Raw genomic sequence first — 24,070 nt, forward strand, 5'->3', positions numbered from 1 at the left:
AAGGTCACGTACAAGGTCGAGGCGACCCGTGTCGAGCAGCGCACCGACTTCGACAAGCTGATCGTCGACGTCGAGACCAAGCAGGCGATGCGTCCCCGTGACGCCATGGCCTCCGCGGGCAAGACGCTGGTCGAGCTGTTCGGTCTCGCGCGTGAGCTGAACATCGACGCCGAGGGCATCGACATGGGCCCGTCCCCGACGGACGCGGCTCTGGCGGCCGACCTGGCGCTGCCGATCGAGGAGCTGGAGCTGACCGTCCGTTCCTACAACTGCCTCAAGCGTGAGGGCATCCACTCCGTGGGTGAACTGGTCGCGCGCTCCGAGGCGGACCTGCTGGACATCCGCAACTTCGGTGCGAAGTCCATCGACGAGGTCAAGGCGAAGCTGGCCGGCATGGGCCTGGCCCTCAAGGACAGCCCGCCCGGATTCGACCCCACGGCTGCGGCGGACGCGTTCGGCGCGGACGACGACGTGGACGCCGGGTTCGTGGAGACCGAGCAATACTGATTCGGCTGCCGGTCCGCTGTGGCCGGTCGCGCAGTTCCCCGCGCCCCTTACGGGGCGCGGACCCTCCGGGCGTCTGAAAAGGCGCCCGGATCTCCGACAGACAACCGTCTGCTCGGATACTGACCTCGGTACCTGACACGGCCGGGGCAGACACACAGGAGAAGAACCATGCCGAAGCCCACCAAGGGTGCCCGTCTGGGCGGCAGTGCCGCGCACGAGAAGCTGCTCCTCGCGAACCTCGCGAAGGCGCTCTTCGAGCACGGCCGTATCACCACCACCGAGGCGAAGGCCCGCCGCCTGCGCCCGTACGCCGAGCGTCTGGTCACCAAGGCGAAGAAGGGCGACCTTCACAACCGCCGTCAGGTGCTCCAGGTCATCACGGACAAGAGCATCGTGCACACGCTCTTCACCGAGATCGGCCCGCGGTACGAGAACCGTCCCGGTGGCTACACCCGTATCACCAAGATCGGTAACCGTCGTGGCGACAACGCGCCCATGGCTGTCATCGAGCTGGTCGAGGCGCTGACGGTCGCCCAGCAGGCGACGGGTGAGGCCGAGGCCGCGACGAAGCGTGCCGCCAAGGACGCCGAGGAGACCAAGGCTGCCGAGACCGTCGAGGTCGAGGACGCCAAGGTCGACGTGACCAAGGCCGACGAGGCCGAGGACGCTGCCGAGGAGTCGAAGGACGCGTAAGCGTTCTGCGGGGGACCGCCGGTCGGTGGCTGCGGCGCCGTAGTGGCCGGTCGCGCAGTTCCCCGCGCCCCTGACGGGGCGCGTCAGCGGGCCCGTTCCCTTCGAGGGGGCGGGCCCGCTTCTATTGCCCTGAGAGGATTCTTCCGTGAGTGACGAAGTGCAGCCCGGTCATGTCCGCGTCCGTCTCGACCTGTCCTACGACGGGACCCACTTCCACGGCTGGGCCAAGCAGGCCGGGGGGAAGCGGACCGTGCAGGGGGAGATCGAGGACGCGCTGCGGGTCGTCACGCGGTCGCAGGACACGGTGTACGAGCTGACCGTGGCCGGGCGCACGGATGCCGGGGTGCACGCGCGGGGGCAGGTGGCGCATGTCGATCTGCCTGCCGGGGTGTGGGAGGAGCAGCGGGAGAAGCTGCTGAAGCGGCTCGCGGGACGGCTGCCGAAGGACGTGCGGGTGTGGTCGGTCGACGAGGCGCCGGCGGGGTTCAACGCGCGGTTCGCGGCGCTGTGGCGGCGGTACGTGTACCGGGTGGGGGACCGGCCGGGGGGCGTGGACCCGCTGCTGCGCAACCACGTGCTGTGGCACGACTGGGAGCTGGACGTCGAGGTGATGGATGCCGCCGCGAAGTCGCTGGTGGGGGAGCATGACTTCGCCGCTTACGCGAAGAAGCGCGAAGGGGCGACGACGATCCGGGAGATCCTCGGCTTCGGGGTGGGCCGGCGCGCGGACGGGGTCGTCGAGATCGAGGTCCGGGCCGACGCCTTCTGCCACAACCAGGTGCGGTCGATGGTCGGCGCGCTGCTGTTCGTGGGGGACGGGCACCGGGGCGTGGAGTGGCCGCGGAAGGTGCTGGACGCGGGGGTGCGGGACAGCGCCGTGCACGTCGTACGGCCGCACGGGCTGACCCTGGAGGAGGTCGCGTACCCGGCGGCCGACCAGCTGCTGGAACGGCAGCGGCAGGCTCGCCGGGTACGGGTGCGGACGGTCTGAGGGGTCAGCCGGCCAGGGCCTTCCTGAAGGTCGGCTCCAGGAACGGTTCGAGGGACTTGGCGTAGCCGCCGGTCATGTGGCTGTTGTCCCAGTAGACGACGTGCCCGCCGATCACCGCGGGGCAGTAGCCGTTCGCGCAGAAGGCGGGGAGCGGGTTGATGACCGTGGCCCCGTACTCCTCCGCGACCTCTCGTTCCAGCTTGCGGAAGTCGGGCAGGTCGACGGCGGTCTCGGACGGCAGGGTGCACTCGGCGGGGTGGGACGAGTTCTCCGCCAGGCAGTCCGGGACGTTGAAGGTCGGCTTCGGGGTGTCGGCCAGGTAGACCAGGTCCGAGCCCATGGCCTTGAGCTTCTTGAACGTGTCCTCGGCGCCGGCGCGCACGGTGGTGTACTGCACGCGGTTGGCCACCACGACGACGTCCGGCTTGAGCTTCTTGATGTAGGCGAGGGCGGTCTTGCGCCACGCGGGGCACTCGGTGTACTCGCGCCCCAGGTCCTCACGCGTGATCTTGTAGACCTCGGGGGAGCAGCCGCTCTTGATGACCGTGACGACCTTGACGTGCAGCTTGAGGCCGAGCGAGTTGAAGGCGTTGCCCCACTGGTAGGCGTGCGAGTCGCCGAGCAGCACCATCGTCCGGTCCGACGTCCTGTCGCCGATCACGCAGTCGTCGTGCGGGGTGAAGCTGGTGACCAGCAGCTGGTCGATGCAGCCGTAGTCGCCCCGGTCGTTCGGGGACTTCAGCAGCGCGCTCTCGCTGATCCTGGGAGCGGTGCGCTCGCTCACCGCCTGCTCCACGGACTTGGTGCCGTCGAACCCGGTGAGGGCGGCGGCGGTGCCCGCGGTGCCGAAGGACAGGTTGAGCGGTACCTGGAGCGCGACCACCATGGCGACGGCGGAGGTGGCCGTGATGGTGCCGCCGGTGAGGATGCCCCGCCAGGGGCGGACGACCAGCTTCACGTTCTCCCGGAACCGCTTTTCGACGACGTAGTGCGTCGCGATGGCCACGAGGAAGGAGAGGACCGCCACCCGGAAGCGGTCGGAGTAGCCGAACTCCCAGCTGATCATGTGCGGCCACAGGATCAGCAGCGGCCAGTGCCACAGGTACCAGCCGTAGCTGACCTTGCCGACGAAGTCGAAGACCGGGTTGTCGAGGAGCCGCTCCGCGCCGAGGCGGGGGTTGGCGCAGCCGCCGGCGATGATCAGCCACGCGCCGAGCACGGGACCGAGGACGGCGTACCCCGGCAGCGGGGTGTTCTCGGTGATGAGCAGGCCGGTGACCAGGGTGGTGGCCAGGCCGAGCCAGGAGACGACCGCGGCCAGGCCCCGCGGCATGCGGGAGATCACGGGGGCCCAGAGCGCGAGCAGGACACCGAAGGCGAGCTCCCAGATGCGGGACTGGGTGCCGAAGTAGGCCAGCGGCTGGTTGGGGGTGGTCTCGGTGTAGCCCAGGTAGAACGAGCCGCCCACCACGGCCATCAGGACCACGCCGACCAGGATGCGGTTGCGGCGGAACACGAGCCGGCTGAGCCAGGCCACGACGACGAGCACGATCGGGGCGGCGAGGTAGAACTGCTCCTCGATGCCCAGTGACCAGAAGTGCTGGTACGGCGACTGGCTGCCGTCGTTGGCGAAGTAGTCGGTGCCGTTCTCGGCCAGCCGCCAGTTGATGACGCTCAGCGAGGCGGCCAGTCCGTCGTCCATGTAGCTGCGGAAGCTGAACGGGCTCGCGTAGAGCCAGGACAGGACGCCGGTGGCGACGATGGTGAGGGCGGCGCCCGGGGCCAGGCGGCGGAAGCGGCGGGCCCAGAACTTGCTCAGGGACACCTTGCCGGTCTTGTCGATCTCGGCGAGCAGCTGGCTGCCGATGAGGAAGCCGCTGAGCACGAAGCTGACGTCCACGCCGCCGTGGATGTCGAGGATCCCGGTGTGCATGCAGACGACCATGATGATGGCGACGGCACGCAGGCCCTGGATGTCCGGCCGGTACTTCCGAAGACGCTCTGTCTCCGTGGCCGTTGAACGATGGCTGGTCACGTCTCTCCAGTAATCCGGTAACTGTCCGGGCCGGCGGCTTCAGTGGACGGTCGGGCAGGCGACTGCCGTACCGCTGACGCGCACGCCCTGGGCGGGGATGCGGATGCCGCACGACAGACGCAGCTGGGCGGGCAGTTCGTTCTGGGCGCCTACGTGGGTGTGGCAGCCCACCACGACCTCGCGAAGAATCGATTCGCTGCCGACCGAGGAGTCGTGGTCCACCACGGACTCGTGCACCTGGGCGCCCTCGGCGACGGTGACGTTGGCGCCGATGATGGAGCGGTCGACGACCACGTGCGGACCGATGACGGCATGCGGGCCGACCGTCGAACCGCCGGTCACCCGTGCGGTCGGGTCCACCACGGCGGTGGGGTCGATCAGGGCCTCGGCCGGACGTCCCACCAGGGGCGAGGCCGCCCTGCCGGTGATCAGGTCGGCGGAGCCGTGCACGAAGGCCAGCGGGGTGCCGAGGTCGCGCCAGTAGTCGTCGGTGGTGTGGCCGAAGACCCGCCCGTCGCCCGCGACGAGCCGGGGGAAGGTCTCCTGCTCGACGGAGACCTCCCGGTCGCCGGGGACGGCGTCCAGGACGGACCGGCGGAAGACGTAGCAGCCCGCGTTGATCTGGTCGGTGACGCACTCCTGCGTCGTCTTCGGCTTCTCCAGGAAGGAGAGCACCCGGCCCGCCTCGTCGGTGGGGACCAGACCGAAGGCGCGCGGGTCGGCGACCCGGGTGAGGTGCAGCGTGACGTCCGCGTCCCGGGCCTCGTGGCGCGCCAGCAGGGCGCCCAGGTCGACGCCGGACAGGATGTCGCCGTTGAGGACGAGGACCGGGGCGTCGGCGCTGTCGCCGCGCAGCAGCCGGCCGGCGTTGCGGATCGCCCCGCCCGTGCCGAGGGGGATCTCCTCCACGGCGTACGAGATCGCCAGGTCCTGGGAGAAGTCCTTGAACTCCTCCTCGAAGAGGCTCGCGAGGTACGAGGTCGCGAAGACCACGTGCTCGACACCGGCGGCCGTCAGCTTGGCGATCTGGTGCCGGATGAAGGAGGCACCCGCGACCCGGAGCAGCGGCTTGGGGGTGTGGTTGGTCAGCGGTCGCAGGCGGGTTCCCTTGCCGCCCACGAGGATGATGGCTTCCTGCATGATTCCTCGCTCGGTCAGCTCGTGGTGCCGGTGCCGGGGCCCGCGTAGTCGGAGGCGAAACAGGTCTTGATGGCCTTCTCGCTGAGGGGGCGGCCCGCGAAGTCGAGCCGGGAGGCCGTCTTGTCGTCCGGCGGCGTGTTCGGGTCGTCCTCGAAGTGGATCGACCACCAGTACACGCCCTGCATGTGCCGCTCCTGGACGACCTGGCAGACGGCCGTGTACCAGTTGGCCTGCACCTTCGTGTTGACCTTGCGGTGGCTGTAGAAGTCGCCCGGGGCGTGGTAGGCCCCGTTCATGGCCCCGATGCCGGACTCGGAGACGAGGATGTTCGGCAGCGGGCCCGTCGCCTTCCTGTCCAGCCACTTGTCCCAGCCGTCGACCAGGTCCCCGACGGGTGCGGTGTCCGGCACCTTGACGGGGAAGTAGGCGTCGACGCCGAGGTGGTTGACCGGCATGTTGATGCGGCCGGTGACGTAGTTGTCCCAGTTGGCGTCGTAGGCGATCTCGCCGGAGAAGGTCTTCTCGGCGGAGTCGACCAGGGTGTTCCAGCCCTGGTCGCCCTCCAGGGAGTTGAGCTCGGTGCCGATCACGAAGGTGTCCGTCTTCGTCTTGTCGGCGGCTTCGAGGTACGGGGTGACGAGCTTCTTGTACGAGGCGAACCAGGCGGAGCGGGAGGCGGGCTCGACGTCACCGCGCCAGCCGTCCTCGGGCTTCAGGGTCGACTCGTCCATGATCGGGCGCAGCCGGGTGCGGAAGCCGGCGTCCTTGAACACCTCCAGGACCCGCTCAAGCCGCTGCGGGGTGGGGGTCTTGGCGCCCGCCCACACCTCGTCGGACGTGCCGTTCTTGGTGTAGAAGGGGAAGGAGACCGACACCGAGTTGGCGCCCAGCCCGATGAGGTACTCGGCCTGTTTGCGGGCCTGCTTCTCGATGAAGTCGTCGGAGAGGTTCTTCCTGTCGTCCTCCCAGTAGATCTGCACGCCCCACTGCGGCATGCCCGCCTTCCAGGGCTTGGCGACCTGGAGGGTGTCGGCGGAGGCGGAGGGAGAGGCGGAGGTCGTACCGGGGCGGGTGCCGTCGCCCGAGGTGCTGGACTCGGCGGGGTCGCCGAGCACGAGGCGGGGCAGGGCCGAGCCCGCTTCCCAGCGCACCGGGTGGTCGCCGAGGACGAACGGGGTGCCCAGTACGACGGCGAGGACGGTCACCGGGAAGATGGCGAGCAGGGGCAGTCGCGAACGCATGTCAGTGGATGTCTTCCGGGAGGTCAGGCGGGTTTGGCGATCACGACGAACTTGTTCTCCTCGCGCCGGACGAACTTCAGGAAGCCCTTGAAGCCGCCGAGCCCTTCCAGCACGGAGAAGACGGGGATGCAGGCGACCACGACGATCGGCTCCCACCACTTGCGCCGGCCACTGACCGAGGCGAGCGCGTTCAGCCGCAGGCCCTCCCAGTACGTCCAGATGACATAACCGAAGTTGAGGGCCCACAGGAGGACGATGGACTGGGTCACCGGTGAGGTGTTCATGTCGTTGAACAGCCAGCCCACGAGCAGCACGGCGCCGATGTGCTGGAGCGGGCCGAGGATCCAGGTGGCCACGCAGATCGACAGGAACCAGCGGTAGCGCAGCGGCACCTTGCGGTTGAAGCAGAGGGCGACCAGGCCCCAGGCCCAGCGTTCGCGCTGCTTGATGAAGTCGGCCGCGTTGGCGGGGGAGGCGCCGTAGCAGCGGCCGTTGAACCAGTCGCTGCGGCCCGGGTACTTGCGGCAGAAGGTCAGGGCGAGCCGGGCGTCCTCGACGATCTCCTTGGGGCCGAAGTCCCAGCCGATCTCGGCCTCGATTGACGCGCGTAGCACAAGCAGCTCACCGTGTACACCTGCTGCGGGCGTGCCGAGGCCGGTCAGGGCCCGGAAGCGGGCGATGTCGTCGGCGGGGCGCACCGCGTCGGCGAGCCAGGTGAAGAGGCTGACCGCGTTCTCGCGGGGGTAGGTCAGGATGCCCTGGGCCATGTGCTTGGCCTCGTCCGGGTGGGCGCGGCGCTGCCGGTTGATGAACTGGGCGAGCGAGGCCGCGGTGTCCGGGCCCACGCCGGTGTCGTCGTCCATGTGCAGCACCCAGACGTATTCCAGGGCCTCGCCCTCCGCGATGCGCAGCTCGTGGGCGTAGTGGTTGGCACGGGCCTTGAAGCGGGTGCCGTTGGCCGGGACGTAGTCCTTGGGGACGGTGATCACCCGGATCAGCGGGTGGGAGTCGGCGAGCCGGTCGATGTCCGCCGCCGCCTCGCAGCCCTCCTCGGTGAGGATGTCGACCCGCATGTAGGGGAAGTACTCGGGCAGGTGCTCGACGTAGGAGAGGATCGAGCGCTCCAGGGCCGGGTAGGTGTCGTGGCGGCCGATGGTCGGGCACAGCGCGATCAGGAAGTCCTGCTCCGCCGGGGCGGGCGGGGTCATGTGGTCGCTCTTGCGGACCCGGCGGCGGATCAGCAGGGCACCCTGGAGACCGATCAGCACACCGGCCGCGGGCAGGGACCAGACGACCGTCAGGATCCAGCTCATCAGCGAGGAGCTGGGCCGGTAGGACCACAGGCCGAAGACGACCAGCAGGACGAACGGCAGCAGGAACGGCAGGATGCCGGGTTTCCACGAGGCGGTGCGCTTGGCCAGCTTCGCGTTGTGTCGCGAATGCGGGGATCCCCCGTCGACCACTGTCGATGCCATACGGCTACATGCTCTTCCGTGAGTTCGGCGGCTGCCGGACGGCATGGCTCAGTGACGGGTGCGGTGACACGAGAAAACTCGCCCCACCGACCCCGTTCCGGGCCGTGATGTTGCCCCCCGGCGCCTTCTTCGGCGTTCTGCGGCCGGTCAGATGCCCCCCCGGGCGACCTGCGCCCCGGCCGTACAAGAAAACAAATCCTGCCACGTAAGAATCAGCCATGAAGCATCGGTGAGCAAGATGTAGTGGGAAAGTAATAAACCTATGTCTTGTGCAAAGAAGCCCAGTCGAAACCGGAACGCTTGTCTCCGGTGCCCGTGATGACCTGCGGAGACGTGTACGTCTTCTTCACGTCTTCTGGGGTGTTTTTTCCGGTCGGATTGGAGGCGTTGGCGTAGGTCAGGGCCTGTCCCCACACCGTCCAGAGCACCCACGGAGTGTCCGAAAGTGTGCTGTGTTGGGCGGAACCGAGCGGGACATAGAAGGACTCGGCCAGGACGCGGGGGCGGCCGTAACGCTCCAGGCCCTGGTACCAGACCTTGGTCCAGGGCCTGCCGTGGAACGGCCGCCGCGGGGAGTCGCTGTAGTCGTCCACGCCCACGACGTCGACGTACCGCCCGCCCGGGTAGTAGTCGCCGGGCTCCCGCGCGAAGGTGCCCTCCCAGGCGCTGGGGGCCCAGACGAAGAGCAGGTTGTGCAGGCCGCGGCTGTTCACCAGGTAGTCGTATGTGACATGCCACAGCTTCCGGTAGGCGGCCGGATCCTGCCCCGCCCACCAGAACCCGTGGCCCGGCCTCGCGTTCATCTCGTGGTACGGCCGCAGCAGGACCGGCACCCCGTGCTCCGCGAGGTATCCCAGGTGGTCGGCGAGATAGCCGAGATCCAGCAGCAGGGCCCGGTGCTCGGCGGTGCCCGGGGTGACCACGCGGCCGAACCAGCCGCTGTCCCGGGCCGCCGGGGAGTTCTGGTAGCGGGTCTGCTCGAAGCCCTTGACGGGGCTGCCCGGGTAGGGCTGGTGGAAGGAGAAGCCGACGATGCCCGCCGGGCCGCCCCCGTTCTGCGGCAGGCTCACCCGGGCCCCGGAGGCGCAGTCGAGGTGTGTGCCCGAGGGGTGGTACGACCCGTCCGCCGGCCGTGGCAGCCCCGCCCACACCCCGAGCGCCAGGTCCACCGCGTCCTCGGCGTACCCCCAGTACGTGCGGCAGCTCGGCCACGAGGAGCGGGAGTAGGAGCGCGGCTCGCCCACCGCCCAGCCCGGCTGCCCGTACCCCGGCCCCAGGTCCACCTCCACGAACCCCGGGAACCTGCCGGTGATGTCGTGGGCCTTCTTGTAGTAGTAGCCGGGCTGCTTGGTGCCCCGGTAGTCGCCGTACGACGCGTTGTAGCGCTCGTTGTGCAGCTCGACGTGCTGGCCGATGACCGTCCGTGACGGTTCGCCGCGCCGCGCCCGGTTCTCCAGGCCGGCGAGCAGGGCATAGACCCGGCGGGCGGCGGGCGTCGCCTCGGGATCGCGGTCGCGCAGTTCGGTGGGGACGGGCCGGGGGGTGCGCGCGGTGTCCTCGCCGTCCCGCAGGGCCCACCACACCGCCGGTGGACCCAGCAGCCCCGCGGCGGCTGCCGCCCCCATGAGCCCGAGCCGTCCCCGCATGCGCATGGCCCTCGCCCGCCCCCGTTCCGCTTCCCGGCCGGCCCCGGCCCTGGTCGGGGGCCATTCTGCCCCGCCCCGGGCCGCGCCCCCCGCCTCGCAAGGCGGCCGTGCGGCTGGGCCGAGTCGCCGCTCACCCCGGCCTGGAGGACCCGTGAGGAGGCGTGGTCAGGTACGGGGGGAGGCTCTCACGTGCTGTGCGGACGGATCAGCGGTCGGCCGCCGCCGATGCCTGGGCCTCGCCGCGGCGGTGGATCTGGCGGAAGGTGAACTCCGCCAGGTCGTCGCCGGCCTGGAAGACCTTGGTGTCCTTGGTGGTGACGTCCTTGCCGTTCACGAAACCGGCGGTGGTGAAGTACGCGTAGCGGCCGTACGAATTGGTCGTCGTACGGCAGACGCCGGAGTCGCAGAAGGCCTTCACGCCGGAGCCGCCCAGGGCGGTCACGAAGCCCTTCTTGTCGGCCTCGGTCTTGGCCTTGCTCGCCTGCGCCTCGGTGTTGAACACGGCCACGCCGACCGTGACCGCGACGCCGTCCTTGGAGTAGGTGACCCGCAGCAGGCGGGTGCAGCCGTCCTTGTTCAGGACGGCCGGGAGGGTGCCCTTGGCGGCCGTGGCGCACTTCTTGGTGTCGGCCGTGGCGCCCTTCTTGTAGACCGTCCCGCCCATGGTCAGCTGGGTGCCCGGGAAGAGGGTCTCGGCGCTCAGCGGCGCCGTGTCCTTCTGCACGCTGGATATGAACTCCTGCGGGTCCAGCGGCGGCGGCGCGCTGGTCGGCGCGAAGGACGGCACCGAACCGGCCGTGTCACTGGGCAGCGAGCCGCTGGCCGGCAGGTTGGTGGGCGTGCCGGAGGCCTTGTTGCCGCCGTTCGCGGACACCACGGCCATCGCGACGGCGGTGCCGATCGCCAGCGTGGCGACCACGCCACCGCCGATGAACAGCACCCTGCGCCGCTTGTTCCGCGTCTCCGACGCCTCGGCCAGCGACGCCCAGTCCGGAGTCTGGCCGGTGCCACTGCCCCAGGGCTGCTGAGACTGCGGTTTCCACGGATCCCACTGGGACTGAGGTCCCCCCTGCCCATAGCTCATGGGGCGCATCTTAGACGGGGGCCGGGGGTTACCGGTGCGACTGTACGCACGGAGACCGGGGGCCTCGGGGGGACCTTTGGGGGCAGTACGGCGCATCCTGGTACGGCCGCGCGCCCAGGATTTCCGCCACTGTCGGCGACCGCTCGTCCGGATGTCGGCGGGAGCTCGTTTTGACCCGTCCGGGGCCACCCTTGTAGGCTTGCCCTTCGTTGTGTATTGGCTCGCTCATTCTTACGGGAGTGGCCTCTACCTAGGTTCCCTGGAGCAGTTACCAGTGGGCGGCATACGGGCAGCGTCCCGGCATTGTCGTCCCCAGCTGCACGATCGCTTCAGTGATGCCATGTGTCAGCACCCATCCACTGAAGAAGAAGGCTGCGAAGTGCGTACGTACAGCCCCAAGCCCGGCGATGTGACTCGCCAGTGGCACGTCATTGACGCTCAGGACGTCGTCCTGGGCCGTCTCGCCACCACCGCCGCGTCCCTTCTCCGCGGCAAGCACAAGCCGATCTACGCGCCCCACGTCGACACCGGTGACTTCGTCATCATCATCAACGCCGACAAGGTGCACCTGTCCGGCAACAAGCGGACCCAGAAGATGGCGTACCGCCACTCCGGCTACCCGGGCGGTCTGCGCTCCGTCCGCTACGACGAGCTGCTGGACAAGAACCCCGAGAAGGCCATCGAGAAGGCCGTCAAGGGCATGCTCCCCAAGAACACGCTGGGCCGTCAGATGCTCTCGAAGCTGAAGGTCTACAAGGGTGACGTGCACCCGCACGCTGCGCAGCAGCCGGTGCCGTTCGAGATCACCCAGGTCGCGCAGTAGTTCCGGCCACCCCCTAAGACAGAAAAGAATCTGAGGAGCATCGTGGCCGAGACCACTGTTGAGCAGCCGGTCGAAGAGACCGAGACCGAGCTCGTCGACATCGACAGCTACACCACCGAGTCCGAGGTCCCCGTCGAGGGCGAGTACACCTCGGAGTCGCTGGCGTCCCGCTTCGGCGACCCGCAGCCGGCCGCCGGCCTGGGCCGTCGCAAGAACGCCATCGCCCGCGTCCGGATCGTCCCGGGCACCGGCAAGTGGAAGATCAACGGTCGCACCCTCGAGGACTACTTCCCGAACAAGGTGCACCAGCAGGAAGTCAACGAGCCCTTCAAGGTGCTCGAGCTCGAGGGCCGCTACGACGTCGTCGCCCGCATCGCCGGTGGCGGTGTCTCCGGTCAGGCCGGTGCGCTCCGTCTCGGTGTCGCCCGCGCGCTGAACGAGGCCGACGTCGACAACAACCGCGGCCCGCTCAAGAAGGCCGGCTTCCTCAAGCGCGACGACCGTGCGGTCGAGCGCAAGAAGGCCGGTCTGAAGAAGGCCCGCAAGGCCCCGCAGTACAGCAAGCGTTAATCGCCCGCTGCCTGCTCGTACGCTTACGGGCCCTACCGGCCCGCACGTACTCCGAACGCCCCGGCGGCACGCCACATGTGCCGTCGGGGCGTTCGTTTATCCCGGCCAAGGGCGTATAACGACACAAGATGCTCAAAGGCCGGTGTGATCGCATGACTAAGCGCCTGCCATCATTTCCTGGCAGCAAGGACGCTTCTTCAGGAGGACAAGTGGGACGACTCTTCGGCACGGACGGCGTGCGCGGTGTCGCCAACGCGGACCTGACCGCCGAGATGGCGCTCGGGCTGTCCGTCGCGGCGGCGCACGTGCTGGCCGAGGCGGGCACGTTCGAGGGCCACCGGCCTACGGCGGTCGTCGGACGGGACCCGCGCGCGTCCGGGGAGTTCCTGGAGGCCGCCGTGGTCGCGGGCCTGGCCAGCGCGGGCGTCGACGTCCTGAGCGTGGGTGTCCTCCCGACGCCCGCCGTCGCGTTCCTGACCGGCGCGCTCGGCGCCGACCTCGGTGTCATGCTCTCCGCCAGCCACAACGCGATGCCCGACAACGGCATCAAGTTCTTCGCCCGCGGCGGCCACAAGCTCGCCGACGAGCTGGAGGACCGGATCGAGGCGGTGTACGAGTCCCACCGGCACGGCGAGCCGTGGCAGCGGCCGACGGGCGCGGGCGTGGGCCGGGTGCGGCCGTACGACGAGGGCTTCGAGCGGTACGTCGGTCACCTCCTGTCGGTCCTGCCCAACCGGCTCGACGGGCTGAAGATCGTCCTGGACGAGGCGCACGGCGCGGCCGCGGGGGTCTCGCCGGAGGCGTTCCGCCGGGCCGGCGCCGAGCTCGTCACCATCGGCACGGAGCCGGACGGGCTCAACATCAACGACGGCTGCGGCTCGACCCACCTCGGCAAGCTGAAGGCCGCGGTCGTCGAGCACGGCGCGGACTTCGGCATCGCGCACGACGGGGACGCGGACCGCTGCCTCGCCGTCGACCACACCGGCGAGGAGGTCGACGGCGACCAGATCCTCGCGGTGCTGGCGCTCGACATGCGGGAGCGCGGGGAGCTGCGCGCCGACACCGTCGTCGCCACCGTCATGTCCAACCTCGGCTTCAAGCTGGCGCTGGAGCGGGAGGGGCTGCGCCTCGTGCAGACCGCGGTCGGCGACCGGTACGTGCTGGAGGAGATGAAGGAGCACGGCTACGCCCTCGGCGGCGAGCAGTCCGGCCACGTCATCATCCTCGACCACGCGACGACCGGCGACGGCACGCTGACCGGGCTGCTGCTGGCGGCGCGGGTCGCCGCGACCGGGCGGTCGCTGCGGGAGCTGGCGGGCGTGATGGAGCGGCTGCCGCAGGTGCTGGTCAATGTGCCGGACGTGGACAAGTCGCGGGTGAAGACGTCCGCGGACCTGGCGGCGGCGGTCGCGGAGGCGGAGCGGGAGCTGGGGGAGACGGGGCGCGTGCTGCTTCGCCCTTCGGGCACGGAGCCGTTGGTGCGGGTGATGGTCGAGGCGGCCGACATCGAGCAGGCCCGGTCGGTGGCGGGGCGGCTGGCTGACGCCGTCAAGTCTGCGCTGGGGTAGTTGGTTTCTCCGGGTTCGGGGTGCCGGGGAGTGCGCGTTGCGGGCTGCGGGTTTCGCCGTGGCTGGTCGCGCAGTTCCCCGCGCCCCTAACGGGGCGTTGATTCTCGGGTCGGTTTTTTCCAGAGCCATTTCTGGGTCAGGAGTGTCGCCGTGCCGGCCAGGACGATGCCGAGGAGGTTCAGCAGCAGTTGTTCTGCCGAGCCCCAGGCCTGGCGGTACTCCGTGAAGGCGAAGGCGACTGCCGCGTTCGCGGCGGCCGGGACCGTGGTCACCGAGATGGCGACGCCCACCAGGGCGCCGGATTTCGCCGAGGTCAGGGAGAGTATGCCGGCGATGCCGGCCAGGACCGCGACCACGAACGAGAAGGCGTCGGGGCGGTAGATGAAGTTGGTGTTCGGGCGTTCCGCCTCCAGCTGCACCCTGGTGAACAGGCCGAGGCCGTCCATCAGGTAGGTGAACCCGACCGTCACCAGCATCGCCGCCGCGAAGCCGACGAGGAGCGCGGTCAGGGAGCGCAGCGCGAGGCGGGGGTGGCGCTGCACCAGCGCCGTGCAGATGCCGGCCAGCGGGCCGAACTCGGGGCCCACCGCCATCGCCCCCACGATCAGGATCGCGTTGTCCAGGACGACACCGCAGGCCGCGATCATCGTGGCCAGGGTGATGAAGGCGAGGTAGGTGGCCGACAGCGTCGACTCCTCGTGGGTGGCCTCGGTCAGCCCCTCCCACAGCACCGCGTCCGCGCCCTCGCCCGGGGCCTCCGCCTCGGCCTTGTCGGCGCGGTGGGAGAGGCTCAGGTCGATGCCCTCGACGGCGATCGAGCCGGTGCGGTCGAGGTCCAACGCCCGTAGCCCGCTGATGAGTTCGTCGCCGGCCTCGCGGGCCACGTCGCACATCACGACGTCCCCGGCCGGGTTGCGGGCGGCGCCCGGCAGCACGACCAGGTGCGTGGTGCCCACGGTCGCCTCGATCAGGCGGACCACGTCGTCCGTCCGGTCGGCCGGGGTGATCAGGCGCAGATGCAGCATGACGCCTTTTTAACAGGCCGCTCTAGAGCTTGCGCAGCCGCAGCCGCTGCACCTTGTGGTCGGGTCCCTTGCGGACGACCAGGGTGGCTCGGCCGCGGGTGGGGGCGATGTTCTCCACCAGGTTGGGCTTGTTGATGGTCCGCCAGAGACCGCGGGCGTAGTCGAGCGCCTCCTCCTCGGAGACCTGGGTGTACTTCCTGAAGTACGAGTCCGGGTTCTGGAAGGCGGTCTGACGGAGTTTCCTGAAGCGGTTGAGGTACCAGCGCTCGATGTCCTCCGCGTTCGCGTCGACGTACACGCTGAAGTCGAAGTAGTCGGCCAGGCCGACGCGGGTACGGCCGTCCTGGCCGGGGAGGGCGGGCTGCAGGACGTTGAGGCCCTCGACGATGAGGATGTCGGGGCGGCGGACCGTGAGCTTGCGGTCCGGGACGATGTCGTAGATGAGGTGGGAGTAGACGGGCGCGGTGACCTCGTCCTTGCCGGCCTTGATGTCGGCGACGAAGCGGGTCAGGGCCCGGCGGTCGTACGACTCGGGGAAGCCCTTGCGCGCCATCAGGCCGCGGGCTTCGAGGTCCCTGGTCGGGAGCAGGAAGCCGTCCGTCGTCACCAGCTCGACGCGCGGGTGCTCGGGCCAGCGGGAGAGCAGCGCCTGGAGCAGCCGGGAGACGGTCGACTTGCCGCAGGCCACGGAGCCGGCGACGCCTATCACGAACGGGGTGCCGGACTGGGAGCCCTGCTCGCCGAGGAAGGTGTTCAGGGCGCCTCTGAGGCCGTCCGTGGCGCCGACGTAGAGGTTGAGCAGCCGGGAGAGCGGGAGGTAGATGTCCCGCACCTCGTCGAGGTCGATGACGTCGCCGAGGCCGCGCAGCTTCTCGACCTCCTCGGCGGTGAGCGGCAGCGGCGTCTTGTCGCGCAGCGCGCTCCACTCGGCACGGGTGAGGTCGACGTAGGGAGTCGCCTCCGGCCTGTGCCGGTGGGCGCTCCGGGGCATCGGGGAGACCGGAGAGATCACATTCCATTGTTAACGGAGTTTGAACGGGGTGGGGGGTGGGGTCGGTCACGTGGGGTTCGGGCATGGGCCTCTCGCGCTTCGGTCCGTCGGTTCGTCGGCCCGTCGGGTCGGTCGGGTGCGGGCCCGTGGTGCGCAGGGGCGGGATAATTTCCGATTCCGGGCACGATGAGCCGTGTTCGGGTGAGGGTCGGCACTTAGGCTGCCGGGCATGTGCGGAATCGTGGGATACGTGGGGGCGCAGTCGGCGCTCGATGTGGTGGTCGCCGGGCTCAAGCGGCTGGAGTACCGGGGGTACGACTCGGCGGGGGTCGTCGTGCTCGCGGACGGTGGGCTGGCCTCGGCGAAGCGGGCCGGGAAGCTGGTCAACCTGGAGAAGGAGCTGACGGAACGGCCGCTGCCCGCCGGTGCCACCGGTATCGGGCACACCCGCTGGGCCACGCACGGCGGGCCGACGGACGCCAACGCGCATCCGCACCTCGACAACGCGGGGCGGGTCGCGGTCGTCCACAACGGGATCATCGAGAACTTCGCCGCGCTGCGCGGGGAGTTGGCCGAGCGCGGGCACGACCTCGCGTCCGAGACGGACACCGAGGTGGTCGCGCACCTGCTCGCCGAGGAGTTCTCCGGCACCGCCGACCTCGCCGAGGCGATGCGGCTGGTGTGCCGGCGTCTGGAGGGCGCGTTCACGCTGGTCGCGGTGCACGCCGACGCCCCGGACGTGGTGGTCGGCGCCCGCCGGAACTCCCCGCTGGTGGTCGGCGTCGGCGAGGGCGAGGCCTTTCTCGCCTCGGACGTCGCCGCGTTCATCGCCCACACCCGGTCGGCGATCGAGCTGGGCCAGGACCAGGTGGTGGAGCTGCGCCGGGACGGCGTGACGGTGACGGGCTTCGACGGCGCCCCGGCGGACGTCCGCTCGTACCACGTCGACTGGGACGCGTCGGCGGCGGAGAAGGGGGGCTACGACTACTTCATGCTCAAGGAGATCGCCGAGCAGCCCAAGGCGGTCGCCGACACCCTGCTCGGCCGTATCGACGCGAACGGCTCGCTGACCCTCGACGAGGTCCGGATCTCCGCCGCCGAGCTGCGTGAGATCGACAAGGTCGTCATCGTCGCGTGCGGTACGGCCTTCCACGCCGGCCTGATCGCCAAGTACGCCATCGAGCACTGGACGCGCATCCCGTGCGAGGTGGAGCTGGCCAGCGAGTTCCGCTACCGGGACCCGATCCTGGACTCGCGCAGCCTGGTCATCGCCATCTCCCAGTCCGGCGAGACCATGGACACGCTGATGGCGCTGCGGCATGCCCGGGAACAGGGCTCGAAGGTGCTCGCCATCTGCAACACCAACGGCTCGACGATCCCCCGCGAGTCGGACGCGGTGCTCTACACCCACGCCGGGCCGGAGGTCGCCGTCGCCTCGACCAAGGCGTTCCTCACCCAGCTGGTGGCCTGCTACCTGGTGGCGCTGTACCTCGGCCAGGTGCGCGGCACCAAGTGGGGCGACGAGATCAGCGCGGTGATCCGGGACCTCTCGCACATCTCCGGCGAGGTCGAGCGGGTCCTGGAGACCATGGAGCCGGTACGGGCGCTGGCGCGCTCCCTGGCGGACAAGAAGACCGTGCTGTTCCTCGGCCGGCACGTCGGCTACCCGGTCGCCCTCGAAGGCGCCCTGAAGCTCAAGGAACTGGCCTACATGCACGCCGAGGGCTTCGCGGCGGGCGAGCTGAAGCACGGGCCGATCGCGCTGGTCGAGGAGGACCTGCCGGTGGTGGTCGTGGTCCCGTCCCCGCGCGGCCGGTCGGTGCTCCACGACAAGATCGTGTCCAACATCCAGGAGATCCGGGCCCGCGGCGCCCGCACCATCGTGATCGCGGAGGAGGGCGACGAGGCGGTCGCCCCGTACGCCGACCACCTGATCCGGATCCCCGCCACCCCCACCCTCCTCCAGCCGCTGGTCGCCACGGTCCCGCTCCAGGTCTTCGCCTGCGAACTGGCCACCGCCCGCGGCAACGAGGTGGACCAGCCGAGGAACCTCGCCAAGTCGGTCACGGTGGAGTGAGCAGGCCGGCGGCCGGGCCCCGGGGCGGCCGGACGGGGAGCGTCACAGCCGGGTGGCCGTGCGGACCAGGGCGGCGAGGGTGAGGGACCGGCTGTGCGCGGGCCAGGCGATGTGGGTGACCACGGGCGGCGCGTCGGTCAGCGGGACGGCGGCGTGCTCGGCCCACAGCCAGGCGCGGGCCGAGTCGGGCAGGACGGTCACGGTGCGCCCGAGGGCGATCAGCTGGGCCAGCTGTGTCTGGTCGCGGATCTCGGGGCCCGGGCCGGGCGGGTACGTGCCGTGCCGGGGCCAGCGGGCGAGCGGCAGGCCGGGGATGCCGCCGACGTCGGCCAGCGACAGGGTCCGGCGCGCGGCGAGGGGGTGACCGGCGGGCAGGACGGCGATCTGCCCCTCGGTCATCAGCTCCTCGCTGTCGAAGCCGGCGAGGGAGTTGAACGGCGCGTGCATGAGCGCCACGTCCGCGCGGCCGTCGCGCAGCATCCCCTCCTGCTCGCACATGCCGGTCGGCAGCACCTCGATCTCGGCGGCGCCGGGCTCGGCCGCGTAGGCGTCGAGGAGCTTGTGCAGCAGTTCGTGGGACGCGCCGGCCTTCACCGCCAGCACCAGGCGGTCGCGGGGGCCGCCCGGGCTGGCGGCGTCACCGGCGCGACGGGTGCGGCGGACGGCCGCGGTGGTCGCGTCGAGAGCCGCGCGGCCCTCGTGCAGCAGCACCTCTCCGGCGCCGGTCAGGCAGACGCCGCGGCGGTTGCGGTTCAGCAGGCGCACGCCCAGGCGCCGCTCCAGCTGCTGGAGCGCCCGGGACAGCGGGGGCTGGGCCATGCCGAGCCGCTCGGCGGCGCGGCCGAAGTGCAACTCCTCGGCGACGGCCAGGAAGTACCGCAGCTCGCGGATCTCCAAGGTGTCCATGGCCACAACCTACCTCTGTGATACCCGCCGGGTATGACAGCGCACTGCGGCGGTATTGGCTGCGCCGCGGGCCCGCGGGCGACCATCGACGGCATGGACTACACACCCTCCGCGTCCCTGCCCGGCGGCACCTGGAACCTGGGCGACCTGACGGTCACCCGCCTCGGCTACGGCGCCATGCAGCTCGCCGGCCCCGGGGTCATGGGGCCGCCCGCCGACCGTGACGGCGCGCTCGCCGTGCTGCGCGAGGCCGCCGCGCTCGGGATCACCCACATCGACACCGCCGGTGCGTACGGACCGCGCGTCACCAACCGGCTGATCCGCGAGGCCCTGCACCCGTACCCCGCGCCCCTGCACATCGTGACCAAGGTCGGCGCGGTCCGTGACCGGCAGGGCGACTGGATTCCCGCCCGGCGGCCCGAGGACCTGCGGCGCGCCGTCCGGGAGAACATCGAGGACCTCGGACTCGACTCGCTCGACGTGGTCAACCTCCGGCTCGGCGACGCCCAGGGGTTCCGGCCCGGCTCGCTCGCCGAGCCCTTCGAGGCCCTCGCCGAACTCCGGCGGCAGGGGCTGGTCCGGCACCTCGGCGTGAGCAACGCGACGCCGGAGCAGATCGCCGAGGCGCGGTCGATCGCGCCGGTCGTGTGCGTGCAGAACATGTACAACCTCGCCCACCGCCAGGACGACGACCTGATCGACCACCTCGCCGCCGAGGGCATCGCCTACGTGCCCTTCTTCCCGCTCGGCGGCTTCACCCCGCTGCAGTCCACGGCACTGTCCGCCGTGGCCGCCCGGCTGGACGCGACGCCGATGTCGGTCGCCCTGGCCTGGCTGCTGCGCCGGTCGCCCAACATCCTGCTGATTCCGGGTACTTCGTCGGTGGCGCACCTGCGGGAGAACGTCACCGGCGCGGGACTCGCGCTCTTTGACGAGGACCTTGCCGAGCTGGACGGGATCGGCCGGTAGCGGGCACCGGCGGGCACGGCGGCCGGTGGCGGGACGCGGCCCGGCCCGTGGTCGTCTGACGGGTCGTAAGGTGCTTCGGTGAGCATCATCGGAGTGGGTATCGACGTCGCCGAGATCGACCGGTTCCGGGAGTCGCTGGAGCGGACTCCCGGGCTGGCCGGGCGGCTCTTCGTCGAGCGGGAGTTGTATCTGGCGAGCGGGGAACGGCGCGGTGTCGCCTCGCTCGCGGCGCGGTTCGCGGCCAAGGAGGCGCTGGCCAAGGCGCTGGGTGCGCCGCCGGGGCTGCTCTGGACGGACGCGGAGGTGGTCGTCGAGGACAGCGGGCGGCCCCGGCTGCGGGTGCAGGGGAGCGTGGCCGCGTGCGCGGCGGAACTCGGGGTGCGGTCGTGGCATGTGTCGCTCAGTCACGACGCCGGGGTGGCGTCGGCGGTGGTGATCGCCGAGGGGTGACCCCCGTGGGGTCGGGCGGATGCGCGTGCCGCGGGTTCCGGGGGAGACTCGGGGCATGCGGACTGCTTACAGCGTGGAGACGGTACGGGCGGCCGAGCGGGAGCTGATGGCGCGGCTGCCGGAAGGGGCGCTGATGCAGCGGGCCGCTGCCGGGCTGGCCGCCACCTGCGCCGAGCTGCTCGGACGGGTGTACGGCAGCCGGGTGGTGCTGCTGGTCGGCAGCGGGGACAACGGCGGGGACGCGCTGTATGCCGGGGCGCGGCTGGCGCGGCGCGGAGCGGGGGTCGCGGCGGTGCTGCTCGCGCCGGAGCGCACGCACGAGGGCGGGCTGGCGGCGCTGCGCCGGGCCGGCGGGACCGTCGTGCGGGACGGCGGCGCCGAGGAGTTGGTCCTGCGGGCCGATCTCGTCCTCGACGGGATCGTGGGGATCGGCGGCAAGGGCGGGCTGCGGCCCGGGGCGGCGGAACTGGTGGCGGTCGTGGAGCGGTCGCGGGCCGCCGTCGTCGCCGTGGACCTGCCGAGCGGCGTGGAGGCGGACACCGGTGAGGTGCGCGGGGCGGCCGTACGGGCGGACCTGACCGTGACCTTCGGGACGCACAAGCCGGGGCTGCTGATCGATCCGGCGCGGGAGTACGCAGGTTCGGTACGGCTGGTCGACATCGGGCTCGAACTGCCAGAGGAGGCCGAACTGGAGGCCTTGCAGGACGCGGACGTGGCGCGGCTGCTGCCGGTGCCGTCGGCGGAGAGCGACAAGTACCGGCGGGGCGTGGTGGGCATCGTGGCCGGGTCGGCGCGCTATCCGGGGGCGGCCGTGCTGGCCGTCGCGGGGGCGTTGCGGGGCGGGGCCGGGGCCGTACGGTACGTCGGACCGGCCAAGGACGAGGTGCTGGCCCGCTTTCCCGAGACGCTCGTGTCGGACGGGGGGCCGCGGAAGGCCGGGCGGGTGCAGGCGTGGGTGGCCGGACCGGGGGTCGGGGACGACGCCGACGCCGTCGCCGAGGCGCTGGAGGCGGACGTGCCGGTGCTGGTCGACGCGGACGGGCTGCGGTTCGCCGACCGGGACGCGGTGCGCGGCCGTACCGCGCCGACCCTGATGACGCCGCACGCCGGGGAAGCCGCCGCGCTGTTGGGGGTACGACGTGAGGAGGTCGAGGCCGGTCGGCTCGCGGCGGTGCGGGAGCTGGCGGCGGCCTATCGGGCGACGGTGCTGCTGAAGGGGTCGACGACGTTGGTGGCGGCGGCGGGCGGAGGCGTCGCCGTCCGGGTGAACGCGACGGGGACGTCCTGGCTCGCCACCGCCGGGAGCGGGGACGTGCTGTCGGGGCTGGCGGGGTCGTTGCTGGCGGCGGGGCTGGACGCGCGGGACGCGGGGAGCGTGGCGGCGTATCTGCACGGGCTCGCGGGGCGGTTCGCGGCGGAGGGGGCGCCGACGGTCGCCCACGCGGTGGCCGAGCAGGTGCCGTCGGCTTGGCGAGGCGTTTACCCACCCGCCCACCCGACTCGGTAGGACAGGCCCGCACCGTCACGGGGGCTTCGCCCCGAACCCCTTGGGCATGTAGACCGGGTGCGGGTGGGTGGGGGCTGAGCGCGCCCACGCGGCGGCAGCCGCAAATCGATACAGCCCCGCGCCCCTTTCGGGGCGCTGTGCATCCGTCGGGTGACCTCGCCGCGCGGCTTCCCGGAATCCCGGGACCTGCGAGGTTGTCTGATCGCATGATTAATGGACGAAGTCGACGAATCGGAACGCTCGTCGCCGCTGTGGCCGTTCTCTCGCTCGGTGCCGGGACCGGGGTCGCGGTCGGTGCCGTTCCCGGGCCGGGCGCCGCCGTCCCCGAGTCGGAGCTGGTGCCGGGGGTCGCGCCGGGGCCCGCCCAGCCCTGGCAGATCGACACCCCCGACCAGATGCTGGCGCCCAAGGTGTACACGCCCGGCGCCGAGGAGGACGCCGTCGAGCCGAAGGCGGCGGCGCCCGGGACGTACGACCTCATCGAGTACGTGCCGCTCAGCGACGCCGTCGCCAAGGTGAGCTGCTCCAAGCTCACCGGGCCGTACCAGAAGCAGATCGAGCAGTGGCTGAAGCTGATGGCGGACGGGAAGCAGTCCAGCGCCGACTGCAAGGCGATCCAGAAGTTCCAGACGAAGTACAAGATCAAGCCGGCGATCGGGTTCGCGGGGCCCGTGACCTGGTACCAGATGATGCTCCTGTCGGCGAAGAAGAACCCGAACGCTGCCAAGAACTGCCCCGTGAAGTCGTACCGGGTCGCCTGCGTGGACCTCAACCGGCAGGTCACCTGGGTGCAGAAGGGCAGCAAGGTGGTCTACGGGCCGGTGCAGATGCGCAGCGGGCGGAAGGGGTACGCGACCCGGGCCGGGTGGCACAGCATCTACTGGCGGCACAAGAACCACTGGTCGACGCTGTACAACTCGCCCATGCCGTACGCCCAGTTCTTCGACGGCGGGCAGGCCTTCCACGCCGTCTACGGCTCCATCTACACCACCGTCGGCTCCTGGGGCTGCGTGAACCTCAAGCTCGGCGACGCGAAGAAGCTGTGGAGCGTGCTGAAGAAGGGCGACAAGGTCTACGTGTGGGGCCACCGTACGGGTACCTGAGCCCGGTACCAGGGGCTGTGCCGGTGGGCTGTCGGAGGCCTCTGAGACACTGGGGGCGCGATGAGTGATACACCGACTGGGCAGAATGCACCGACCGCGCCCCTGCGCGCCCGCGCCGAGATCGACCTGGCCGCCCTGCGGGCCAACGCGCGGACCCTGCGTGCCCTCGCGCCGGACGCGGCCCTGATGGCCGTCGTGAAGTCCGACGCGTACGGCCACGGGGCCCTCCGGTGTGCCCGCGCGGCCGTCGAGGCGGGCGCGAGCTGGCTGGGCACGGCCACCCCGGAGGAGGCCCTGGCGCTGCGCGCGGACCCGGGACTGCCCGCGGACGTGCGGATCATGTGCTGGCTGTGGACCCCGGGCGGGCCCTGGCGGGAGGCCGTCGAGGCCGGCCTCGACGTGTCGGTGAGCGGTATGTGGGCGCTGCGCGAGGTGACCGGGGCCGCACGTGCGGCCGGGCGGCCCGCGCGCGTGCAGCTCAAGGCCGACACCGGGCTCGGGCGCAACGGGTGCCAGCCGGCCGACTGGCCCGAGCTGGTCCGCGAGGCGCTGCGCGCCGAGGCGGCCGGACTGCTCCGGATCACCGGGCTGTGGTCGCACTTCGCCTGCGCCGACGAACCCGGCCACCCCTCCATCACCGCCCAGCTCACCCTCTTCCGCGAACTGCTCGGGTACGCCGAGGAACAGGGCGTGCGCCCCGAGGTGCGGCACATCGCCAACTCGCCGGCCACCCTCACCCTCCCCGAGACCCACTTCGACCTGGTCCGCACGGGCATCGCGCTCTACGGCCTCTCGCCCAGCCCCGAGCTGGGCAGCGCGGCCGACTTCGGCCTGCGCCCGGTGATGACGCTGTCCGCCTCCCTCGCCCTGGTCAAGCACGTACCGGGCGGGCACGGGGTCAGTTACGGGCACCACTACGTCACGCCCGGCGAGACCACCCTCGGACTCGTCCCCGTCGGTTACGCGGACGGCGTCCCGCGGCACGCCTCCGGCACCGGGCCGGTGCTGGTCGGCGGCAAGTGGCGGACGGCCGCCGGGCGGATCGCGATGGACCAGTTCGTCGTCGACCTCGGCGGCGACGAGCCCGAAGTCGGCGCGGAGGCCGTGCTCTTCGGTCCCGGCGACCGGGGCGAGCCCACCGCCGAGGACTGGGCCCAGGCCGCGGGCACGATCGCATACGAAATCGTCACGCGCATCGGAACCCGGGTTCCCCGCGTCTATGTGAACGAGCGGGCGACTGGGCAAGAACCAGGGGACGGCGCCTGACCC

General features: G+C 71.0%; 21 protein-coding genes. 12 read left to right on the forward strand and 9 right to left on the reverse strand.

Annotation, left to right across the window (positions count from 1 at the left end):
- The 3 genes from ACGF5O_RS42900 to truA all read left to right on the forward strand — a co-directional run.
- Window positions 1-507 (forward strand): DNA-directed RNA polymerase subunit alpha C-terminal domain-containing protein (locus ACGF5O_RS42900; protein ID WP_361829137.1); only part of this gene is annotated, 507 nt, incomplete at its 5' end.
- A gap of 168 nt (window positions 508-675) precedes the next feature.
- The gene (gene rplQ / locus ACGF5O_RS42905; protein WP_393815370.1) at window positions 676-1,200 is read left to right on the forward strand and encodes a 50S ribosomal protein L17; all 525 of its coding nucleotides are present in this window, start codon (window positions 676-678) and stop codon (window positions 1,198-1,200) included.
- 145 nt (window positions 1,201-1,345) lie between these two features.
- On the forward strand, window positions 1,346-2,191 hold the full coding sequence (gene truA, locus ACGF5O_RS42910) for a tRNA pseudouridine(38-40) synthase TruA (RefSeq protein WP_393815371.1): 846 nt from the start codon (window positions 1,346-1,348) through the stop codon (window positions 2,189-2,191).
- Window positions 2,192-2,195: 4 nt separating this feature from the next.
- Here the strand turns inward: truA and ACGF5O_RS42915 are convergent, their stop codons facing one another.
- From ACGF5O_RS42915 to ACGF5O_RS42940, 6 genes are all read right to left on the reverse strand, one after another.
- A complete protein-coding gene (locus ACGF5O_RS42915) occupies window positions 2,196-4,226 on the reverse strand; it encodes an acyltransferase family protein (protein ID WP_393815372.1) in 2,031 nt (676 codons plus the stop codon).
- A gap of 39 nt (window positions 4,227-4,265) precedes the next feature.
- Window positions 4,266-5,366, reverse strand: coding sequence for a sugar phosphate nucleotidyltransferase (locus ACGF5O_RS42920; protein WP_393815373.1), 1,101 nt, complete (start codon window positions 5,364-5,366; stop codon window positions 4,266-4,268).
- 14 nt (window positions 5,367-5,380) lie between these two features.
- Complete coding sequence (locus ACGF5O_RS42925) at window positions 5,381-6,607, reverse strand: glycoside hydrolase family 113 (protein ID WP_393815374.1); 1,227 nt, start codon at window positions 6,605-6,607, stop codon at window positions 5,381-5,383.
- A gap of 23 nt (window positions 6,608-6,630) precedes the next feature.
- Window positions 6,631-8,082 carry a glycosyltransferase family 2 protein gene (locus tag ACGF5O_RS42930; RefSeq protein WP_393815375.1) on the reverse strand — a complete coding sequence of 484 codons (1,452 nt, stop codon included), beginning with the start codon at window positions 8,080-8,082 and terminating at the stop codon, window positions 6,631-6,633.
- Window positions 8,083-8,342: 260 nt separating this feature from the next.
- Complete coding sequence (locus ACGF5O_RS42935; protein WP_393815376.1) at window positions 8,343-9,734, reverse strand: glycoside hydrolase family 26 protein; 1,392 nt, start codon at window positions 9,732-9,734, stop codon at window positions 8,343-8,345.
- 199 nt (window positions 9,735-9,933) lie between these two features.
- Window positions 9,934-10,812 (reverse strand): hypothetical protein, encoded by an 879-nt coding sequence (locus ACGF5O_RS42940; RefSeq protein ID WP_393815377.1) that lies wholly within the window; start codon window positions 10,810-10,812, stop codon window positions 9,934-9,936.
- A gap of 379 nt (window positions 10,813-11,191) precedes the next feature.
- On the opposite strand from ACGF5O_RS42940, the gene rplM reads away from it, so the two are divergent.
- The 3 genes from rplM to glmM all read left to right on the forward strand — a co-directional run bounded on the left by rplM (window position 11,192) and on the right by glmM (window position 13,773).
- Window positions 11,192-11,635 carry a 50S ribosomal protein L13 gene (gene rplM, locus ACGF5O_RS42945; RefSeq protein ID WP_020941688.1) on the forward strand — a complete coding sequence of 148 codons (444 nt, stop codon included), beginning with the start codon at window positions 11,192-11,194 and terminating at the stop codon, window positions 11,633-11,635.
- Between the two features lie 42 nt (window positions 11,636-11,677).
- Window positions 11,678-12,205, forward strand: coding sequence for a 30S ribosomal protein S9 (gene rpsI, locus ACGF5O_RS42950; RefSeq protein WP_046730620.1), 528 nt, complete (start codon window positions 11,678-11,680; stop codon window positions 12,203-12,205).
- 209 nt (window positions 12,206-12,414) lie between these two features.
- Complete coding sequence (gene glmM, locus ACGF5O_RS42955; protein ID WP_393815378.1) at window positions 12,415-13,773, forward strand: phosphoglucosamine mutase; 1,359 nt, start codon at window positions 12,415-12,417, stop codon at window positions 13,771-13,773.
- Window positions 13,774-13,859: 86 nt separating this feature from the next.
- On the opposite strand, the gene ACGF5O_RS42960 is transcribed toward glmM, so the two are convergent.
- The gene (locus tag ACGF5O_RS42960; RefSeq protein ID WP_393815379.1) at window positions 13,860-14,798 is read right to left on the reverse strand and encodes a DUF389 domain-containing protein; all 939 of its coding nucleotides are present in this window, start codon (window positions 14,796-14,798) and stop codon (window positions 13,860-13,862) included.
- 22 nt (window positions 14,799-14,820) lie between these two features.
- The gene (coaA, locus tag ACGF5O_RS42965; RefSeq protein WP_393815380.1) at window positions 14,821-15,789 is read right to left on the reverse strand and encodes a type I pantothenate kinase; all 969 of its coding nucleotides are present in this window, start codon (window positions 15,787-15,789) and stop codon (window positions 14,821-14,823) included.
- 229 nt (window positions 15,790-16,018) lie between these two features.
- Here coaA and glmS point away from each other — a divergent pair, with 229 nt between their 5' ends.
- Complete coding sequence (glmS, locus tag ACGF5O_RS42970; RefSeq protein ID WP_393815381.1) at window positions 16,019-17,866, forward strand: glutamine--fructose-6-phosphate transaminase (isomerizing); 1,848 nt, start codon at window positions 16,019-16,021, stop codon at window positions 17,864-17,866.
- A gap of 42 nt (window positions 17,867-17,908) precedes the next feature.
- Here the strand turns inward: glmS and ACGF5O_RS42975 are convergent, their stop codons facing one another.
- Window positions 17,909-18,772 (reverse strand): LysR family transcriptional regulator, encoded by an 864-nt coding sequence (locus tag ACGF5O_RS42975; protein ID WP_393815382.1) that lies wholly within the window; start codon window positions 18,770-18,772, stop codon window positions 17,909-17,911.
- Between the two features lie 93 nt (window positions 18,773-18,865).
- Between ACGF5O_RS42975 and ACGF5O_RS42980 the strand changes: the two genes are divergently transcribed.
- The 5 genes from ACGF5O_RS42980 (at window position 18,866) to alr (ending at window position 24,067) form a co-directional block, all read left to right on the forward strand.
- Window positions 18,866-19,741: an aldo/keto reductase family oxidoreductase gene (locus ACGF5O_RS42980; RefSeq protein ID WP_393815383.1), complete on the forward strand. Its 876-nt coding sequence runs from the start codon at window positions 18,866-18,868 to the stop codon at window positions 19,739-19,741.
- 78 nt (window positions 19,742-19,819) lie between these two features.
- The gene (locus tag ACGF5O_RS42985; RefSeq protein ID WP_393815384.1) at window positions 19,820-20,191 is read left to right on the forward strand and encodes a holo-ACP synthase; all 372 of its coding nucleotides are present in this window, start codon (window positions 19,820-19,822) and stop codon (window positions 20,189-20,191) included.
- A gap of 55 nt (window positions 20,192-20,246) precedes the next feature.
- A complete protein-coding gene (locus ACGF5O_RS42990) occupies window positions 20,247-21,698 on the forward strand; it encodes an NAD(P)H-hydrate dehydratase (RefSeq protein WP_393815385.1) in 1,452 nt (483 codons plus the stop codon).
- Window positions 21,699-21,904: 206 nt separating this feature from the next.
- Window positions 21,905-22,801: a L,D-transpeptidase gene (locus tag ACGF5O_RS42995; RefSeq protein ID WP_393815386.1), complete on the forward strand. Its 897-nt coding sequence runs from the start codon at window positions 21,905-21,907 to the stop codon at window positions 22,799-22,801.
- A 60-nt stretch (window positions 22,802-22,861) separates the two neighbouring features.
- Window positions 22,862-24,067 (forward strand): alanine racemase, encoded by a 1,206-nt coding sequence (gene alr, locus ACGF5O_RS43000; RefSeq protein WP_393815387.1) that lies wholly within the window; start codon window positions 22,862-22,864, stop codon window positions 24,065-24,067.
- Window positions 24,068-24,070 lie beyond the last annotated feature (3 nt).

This window comes from Streptomyces sp. NPDC048291, assembly GCF_043201715.1.
Lineage (GTDB): Bacteria > Actinomycetota > Actinomycetes > Streptomycetales > Streptomycetaceae > Streptomyces.